General features: G+C 70.2%; 4 protein-coding genes. 3 read left to right on the forward strand and 1 reads right to left on the reverse strand.

Annotated elements, in window-relative coordinates:
* Window positions 1-146: 146 nt before the first annotated feature.
* Window positions 147-776 carry a TetR family transcriptional regulator gene (locus AB3X43_RS13330; RefSeq protein ID WP_369430342.1) on the reverse strand — a complete coding sequence of 210 codons (630 nt, stop codon included), beginning with the start codon at window positions 774-776 and terminating at the stop codon, window positions 147-149.
* A 110-nt stretch (window positions 777-886) separates the two neighbouring features.
* Between AB3X43_RS13330 and AB3X43_RS13335 the strand changes: the two genes are divergently transcribed.
* The 3 genes from AB3X43_RS13335 to AB3X43_RS13345 are packed head-to-tail and all read left to right on the forward strand — an operon-like array spanning window position 887 to window position 6,753.
* On the forward strand, window positions 887-2,164 hold the full coding sequence (locus AB3X43_RS13335) for an efflux RND transporter periplasmic adaptor subunit (RefSeq protein ID WP_369430343.1): 1,278 nt from the start codon (window positions 887-889) through the stop codon (window positions 2,162-2,164).
* Between the two features lie 15 nt (window positions 2,165-2,179).
* The gene (locus tag AB3X43_RS13340) at window positions 2,180-5,350 is read left to right on the forward strand and encodes an efflux RND transporter permease subunit (protein WP_369430344.1); all 3,171 of its coding nucleotides are present in this window, start codon (window positions 2,180-2,182) and stop codon (window positions 5,348-5,350) included.
* Between the two features lie 14 nt (window positions 5,351-5,364).
* Window positions 5,365-6,753, forward strand: coding sequence for an efflux transporter outer membrane subunit (locus AB3X43_RS13345; RefSeq protein ID WP_369430345.1), 1,389 nt, complete (start codon window positions 5,365-5,367; stop codon window positions 6,751-6,753).
* Window positions 6,754-6,955: the final 202 nt, after the last annotated feature.

Below are 6,955 nucleotides of genomic sequence, written 5' to 3' on the forward strand. Positions count from 1 at the left end.
TCCCCCTAAACGTTCCCTAAAACCCTGCAAGCCCATCCTGCAAAACCCCGCGACCGCACAGAATAGAGCGCCACCGCAACACCGTCCACGGTGCTCGAATGGCGCTGGTTCCACAGCCTCGCCTGATGCGTGGCAAACATCACATATCAGGCGTTCGCTCGCTGCACCCCTCGCAGGAACACCTCGATCCCGCCGCGGTAGCCCTCGACATCCCTCGACTCGACCGGCATCAGCGTCGCCCGCGTCAGCAGCCCATCGATCAGCGACATGAACCCGATCGACACCGCCCGCGCCTCCACCCCCGCATCGAACACCCCCCGCGCCTGACCCGCGGTGACCATCCGTTCGATGCGCGCCCGGAAATCCTCCATCGCCGCGATGTGCCGCTCCAGCGCCGGGCGCATCTCGTCGCTGTACTCGGTGCGGTGGATGGCGATGGTGAAGACGCGCCGCGTGCGTTCGTCGTCCAGCATCCGGGTGATCGGCACCCACGCGAACGCCCGCAGGGCGTCGACCAGATCGGCATCGGGCAGGAGGGTCTGTTCCTGTGCGTCGTGCTCCGCCTCGCAGGGCAGGCAGACCCGCTCCATCATCGCGTTGAAGACCTCGGCCTTGTCCTTGAAGTGCCAGTAGATGGCACCCCGCGTCAGGCCGGCTTCGGCCGCGATGCTCTGCAGGGAGGTGCGCGCCACGCCTTCGCGCAGGAACACCGTCTCCGCCGTGTCGAGCAGGTGCTCGCGGGTCGCGGCGGCTTCTTCCTTCGTGCGTCGGGCCACGGTGTCTCCTTTTGGTCAGTCTGCAACATACATTCGAGAGTGTATGTAAACTGTGCGCCATCGGCTCCCTTTCAAGTCCTCATCCGTCGCGGCGACGCGGAAAACACCTCATGAACGTCAAACCTCTGATGCAGATCATCCCGGCGGCGCAGCGCGCGACGTCGGGTCTGGCGGTGCTGGTCGCCGTCGCGGCCCTTGTGGCGTGCGGCGGCGGCTCCAGCCCGGCGCCTGGTGGCGCGGGCGGTGCAGGGGCCCCCGGGGCACTTGGCGCGGGCAAGGGACCGCCGCCGCCCGCCGTCGGCGTGATCACCGCGCAGCCGCACGCGGTCGCGATCCGCGCCGAGCTGCCCGGCCGGCTCGAAGCCTGGCGCACCGCGCAGGTCCGCGCCCGTGTCGCCGGCATCGTGCAGCAGCGCCTGTTCACCGAAGGCGCCGAGGTCAAGGCCGGCCAGTCGCTCTACCAGCTCGACGCCGCGCCCTACCGTGCCACGCTCGACAGCGCTGTCGCCACCGCCGCCAAGGCCGAGGCCAACCTCGCGCAGGCCCAGTCCACGCTGACGCGCAACGAGCCGCTGGTCGCCGCCAAGGCCATCAGCCAGACCGAATGGGTCGCCGCGCAGACGGCGGTGAAGCAGGCCCAGGCCGATCTCGCCACGGCCAAGGCGGCTGTGCAGACCGCGAAGCTCAATGTCGATTACGCCGCCGTGCGCGCGCCGATCACCGGCCGCATCGGCCGCGCCCTCGTCACCGAAGGCGCGCTGGTCGGCCAGGGCGAGGCCACGCAGATGGCGCTGATCCAGCAGGTGGACCGCCTGTATGTGAACTTCACGCAGTCGGCCTCCGAGGCGCTGCGCCTGCGCCGCGCCTACGAGTCCGGCCAGTTCAAGCGGGCGGGTGGGGCGGGCGCGGAGGTGCGGCTGGTGATGGAGGATGGCACCGAATACGCCCACCCCGGCAAGCTGCTGTTCTCCGACCTGTCGGTGGACGCCACCTCCGGCCAGGTCACGCTGCGCGCCGAGGTGCCGAACCCGGACGGCGTGCTGCTGCCGGGGCTGTACGTGAAGGTGCGCCTCGCGCAGGCCGAGGCCGCGCAGGGCGTGCTGGTGCCGCAGCAGGCGGTCACGCGCGGCACGGCCGGTGACACCGTGATGGTGGTCGGCGAAGGCAACATGCCGGCGCCGCGGCCGGTGAAGATCGGCGGCGCCAACGGCGCGGACTGGGTCGTGCTGGACGGACTGAAGCCAGGCGAGCAGGTCATCGTCGACGGCTTCCAGAAGATGCGCCCGAAGACGCCGGTCACGCCGGTGCCGTGGGTGCCGATGGGCAGTGCGCCGGCGGCGCCTGCGGCCATGCCCGCGGCCGCCCCGGCCTCGGCCGCCAGTCGCTGAGCCGGAGGTCCCCGCATGTCCTCCAAGTTCTTCATCGACCGGCCGATCTTCGCCTGGGTGATCGCGCTGTTCATCATCGTGCTCGGCACGGCGGCGATCACCAAGCTGCCCGTGTCGCAATACCCGACGGTCGCACCCCCGTCCATCGTCATCACCACCGCCTACCCGGGCGCGTCGGCGCAGGTGCTCGAATCGAGCGTGCTGGCCGTCATCGAGCAGGAGCTGAACGGCGCACCGAACCTGATCTACATGGAGTCCAGCGCCGACGCCAACGGCGGCGGCCAGATCACCGTGACCTTCGAGCCGGGCACCGATGTGTCGATCGCCCAGATCGAGGTGCAGAACCGCCTGAGCCGCGCCACGCCGCGGCTGCCCTCGGCGGTGACGCAGCAGGGTGTGCGCGTGGACAAGGCGCGCTCGAACTTCCTGCTGTTCGTGATGCTGACGTCCACGAACCCGGCCTACGACCCAGTGGCGCTGGGTGACTACGCGGCGCGCAACATCCAGCCCGAGCTGCTGCGCGTGCCCGGCGTCGGCCAGGCGCAGCTCTTCGGCACCGAGCGGGCGATGCGCGTCTGGATCGACCCGGCCAAGCTGGTCGGCCTGGGCCTGACGCCCGCGGACGTGACCAACGCGATCCGCGCGCAGAACCTGCAGGTCTCCGCCGGCACGGTCGGTGGCCTGCCCAACGTCGCCGCGCAGACCACCTTCGCCACCGTCACGGTGGGCGGCCAGCTCAGCACGGTGGCCGAGTTCGGCCAGATCATCGTGCGTGGCAACGCCGACGGGTCATCCGTTCGCCTGCAGGATGTCGCCCGCATCGAGCTGGGCGGCCAGACCTACGCCAGCTCGTCGCGCCTGAACGGCGTCACCGCCACCGGTGTCGGCGTGCAGCTCGCGCCCACCGGCAATGCGCTGGCCACCGCCAAGGCGATCAAGGCCCGCATGGCCGAGCTGTCCGCCTTCTTCCCCGAGGGCGTGCGCTACGAGGTGCCCTACGACAGCTCGAAGTTCGTCTCGATCTCGATCGAGCAGGTGATCCACACGCTGGTCGAGGCCATCGCGCTGGTGTTCCTGGTGATGCTGCTGTTCCTGCAGAACTTCCGCTACACGCTGATCCCGACCATCGTGGTGCCGGTGGCGCTGCTGGGCACCTTCGCGGTGATGCTGGTGGCGGGCTTCTCGATCAATGTGCTGACGCTGTTCGGCATGGTGCTGGCGATCGGCATCCTGGTGGACGATGCCATCGTCGTGGTGGAAAACGTCGAGCGCCTGATGGCCGAGGAGGGCCTGAGCCCGGTCGAGGCCACGCGCAAGGCGATGGGCCAGATCACCGGCGCCATCATCGGCATCACCGTGGTGCTGGTGTCGGTGTTCGTGCCGATGGCCTTCTTCGCCGGTTCGGTGGGCAACATCTACCGGCAGTTCTCGCTGTCGATGGTGGCGTCGATGCTGTTCTCGGCGCTGATGGCGCTGACGCTGACGCCGGCGCTGTGCGCCACGCTGCTCAAGCCGGTCGATCCGGGCCACCACGCCAAGCGCGGCTTCTTCGGCTGGTTCAACCGTGGCTTCAAGCGCACGACGCACGGCTACGAGGGGCTCGTCGCCCGCATCATCCGCAAGGCGGGGCGCTATCTGGTGATCTACGCGGCGGTGCTGGCGGGGGTCGGGCTGATGTACACGCGGCTGCCGACGTCCTTCCTGCCCAACGAGGACCAGGGCTACCTGATCGTCAACGTCCAGCTGCCGCCGGGCGCCACGCTCAGCCGCACCGAGGCGGTGATGCAGCAGGTCGAGGGCTTCTTCCTGAAGCAGCCGGAGGTGGACAAGGTCGTGGGCGTGCTGGGCTTCAGCTTCTCGGGCTCGGGCCAGAACGCGGCGCTGGCCTTCGTGCCGCTGAAGGACTGGGCGGAACGCGCCGGTCCGCAGCACTCGGCGCAGGCGCTGGCGGGTCGGGCGTTTGGCGCGCTGATGGGCGTACGTGATGCGTTCATCTTCCCGCTGAGCCCGCCGCCGATCCCCGAACTGGGCAATGCGACCGGCTTCACCTTCCGCCTGCAGGACCGCACCGGCCAGGGCCACGACGCGCTGCTCGCCGCCCGCAACCAGTTGCTGGGCATGGCGGGCCAGAGCAAGGTGCTGGCCGGCGTGCGCCCGGACGGCCTGGAAGACGCGCCGCAGCTGCGCCTGGAGATCGACCGCGAGCGCGCGGCGGCGCAGGGCGTGTCCTACGACAGCATCGCGGGCGTGCTGGCGACGGCGTTCGGCTCGACCTACGTCAACGACTTTCCGAACCAGGGCCGCCTGCAGCGGGTGATCGTCCAGGCCGAGGCCGGGGCGCGCATGCAGCCCGAGGACCTGCTGGCGCTGTACGTGCCCAACAGCAAGGGCCAGCAGGTGCCCGTCTCGGCGTTTGCGACCACGCGCTGGGTGACTGGCCCGGTGCAGATGGTGCGCTACAACGGCTACCCGGCGATGAAGATCTCCGGGGACGCCGCCAAGGGCGCCAGCACCGGCGACGCGATGCTGGAGATGGAGCGCCTGGCCAGCCAGCTGCCGCCGGGCTTCGGCTTCGAGTGGACCGGCCAGTCGCGGGAGGAAAAGCTCTCCGGCTCGCAGGCCATGGTCCTGCTGGCGTTCTCGATGCTGGCGGTGTTCCTGTGCCTGTCGGCGCTGTACGAAAGCTGGAGCATTCCGGTGGCCGTGCTGCTGGTGGTGCCGCTGGGGGTGCTGGGGGCGCTGTCGGGCGTGTGGCTGCGCGACATGCCCAACGACGTGTACTTCAAGGTCGGCCTGATCACCATCATCGGCCTGTCGGCGAAGAACGCGATCCTGATCATCGAGTTCGCCAAGGACCTGCAGGCCGAGGGCAAGGGCCTGCTGGAGGCGACGCTCGAAGCCTGCCACCTGCGCTTCCGGCCGATCATCATGACCTCGTTCGCGTTCATCCTGGGTGTGCTGCCGCTGGCGATCGCCTCGGGCGCGGGCTCGGCCAGCCAGCGCGCCATCGGCACCGGCGTGATGGGCGGCATGCTCACCGCGACCGTGCTGGCGGTGTTCTTCGTGCCGGTGTTCTACGTCGTCGTGCGCAAGATCTTCCCTGGCGGCCATGTGGCACCACACAGCACGGCGCTGTCGTCCTCGACGACGGATTCGGTGGCGGAACTGCTGAAGGACAAGTCATGAGACGGATGGCATCCATGGGACGCATTGAACTGATCGTGGCCGCGCTGATGCTGGCCGGCTGCACCAACCTCGCGCCGCGCCACGAACGCCCGGCCGCACCGATCCCCGCGCAACTGCCGCTGCCGGCCGAGGTCGCAGCGTCTGCGCCGGCGGGCGCGGCCGTGCCGCTGGGCTGGAAGGCCTTCGTGCAGTCGCCACTGCTCGCGCAGCTCGTGCAGCGCGCGCTGGAGCAGAACCGCGACCTGCGCGTGGCGGTGCTCAACGTGCAGCGCGCCGAAGCGCAGCTCGGTGTGGCGCGGGCCGACCGGCTGCCGACCGTTGGCGCCGGTCTGACCGCCGCCACCGCGCCGAGCACCACGACGGGCCGCCAGACGCAGACCTTCACCGCCGGTGTGCAGGTCACCGCCTGGGAGCTGGACCTCTTCGGCCGCATCGCCAACCTCGGCGAAGCCGCACAGGCGCAGGTGCTCGTCACCGAAGCCGGTCGGCGCAGCGCCGAGCTGGCGCTGGTCGGGGCGGTCGTCTCTGGCTGGCTGGCGCTGGGCGCGGATGCCGACCTGCTCTCGGTCGCCGACCGCACGCTGGCCAGCCGGGAGGCCACGCTGAAGCTGTCGAAGCTGCGCTTCGACGCAGGCGCCGCCTCGTCGCTGGAGCTGCAGACCGCGCAGAGCCTCGTTGCGCAGGCCCGCAACGCGCAGGTGCAGCTGCGCCGCCAGCGCGAGCTGGATCTGAACGCGCTGGCGCTGCTGGTCGGCGGGCCGGTACCGGCCGAGCTGGTGCCGGGAGCGTCCACGGCGGCGGACTCGGTGGTCGATGCGGGTGTGCTGGCGCCGGTGCCGGTCGGTCTGGCCTCCGAGGTGCTGCTGCAGCGTCCGGATGTGATCCAGGCCGAGCAGTCGCTGGTGGCGGCCAATGCCAACATCGGCGTCGCACGGGCGGCGTTCTTTCCGCGTCTGGCCCTGACCGGCAGTGCAGGACAGGTCGGCAGCCGCCTGAGCGATCTGTTCCAGGCGGGCAACTTCGCCTGGACGCTGAGCGCGCAGGCGCTGGTGTCGATCTTCGACTCGGGCCGCAACCAGGCGAACCTGAACGTCGCCAAGGTGAGCCGCGACATCGCGGTGGCGCAGTACGAGAAGGCGGTGCAGTCCGCCTTCCGCGAGACGGCGGATGCGCTGGCGGGCCTGTCGAGCTGGCGCGAACAGCTGGATGCCCAGCGCCAGCAACTCGATGCCGCCCGCGAGATCGCCCGGCTGACCGAGTTGCGCTACACGAACGGCGCCGCCAGCGAGCTGGACCGGCTGGACGCGCAGCGCAGCCTGCTGGCCGCGGAGCAGGCGCTGGTGCAGACCCGGCTGGCCGAGCAGGTGAACCGGGTCGGACTGTTCAAGGCCCTTGGCGGTTGAGGTCTCCGGCCTGGTGGGCATGACAGGAGCAGGGAATGCGGTCCGGGCCACAATCGAGGCACTCCGTTTCCAGGGAATCTGTCATGGCCACCCGCACTGAATCCGACACGTTCGGCCCGATCGAGGTGCCGGCGCGGGCCTTGTGGGGCGCCCAGACCGAGCGCAGCCGGCGCTTCTTCGCCATCGGCGAGCAGCGCATGCC

Origin of the sequence: Sphaerotilus sp., assembly GCF_041083715.1 — a bacterium.
Taxonomy (GTDB): Bacteria; Pseudomonadota; Gammaproteobacteria; order Burkholderiales; family Burkholderiaceae_C; genus Sphaerotilus.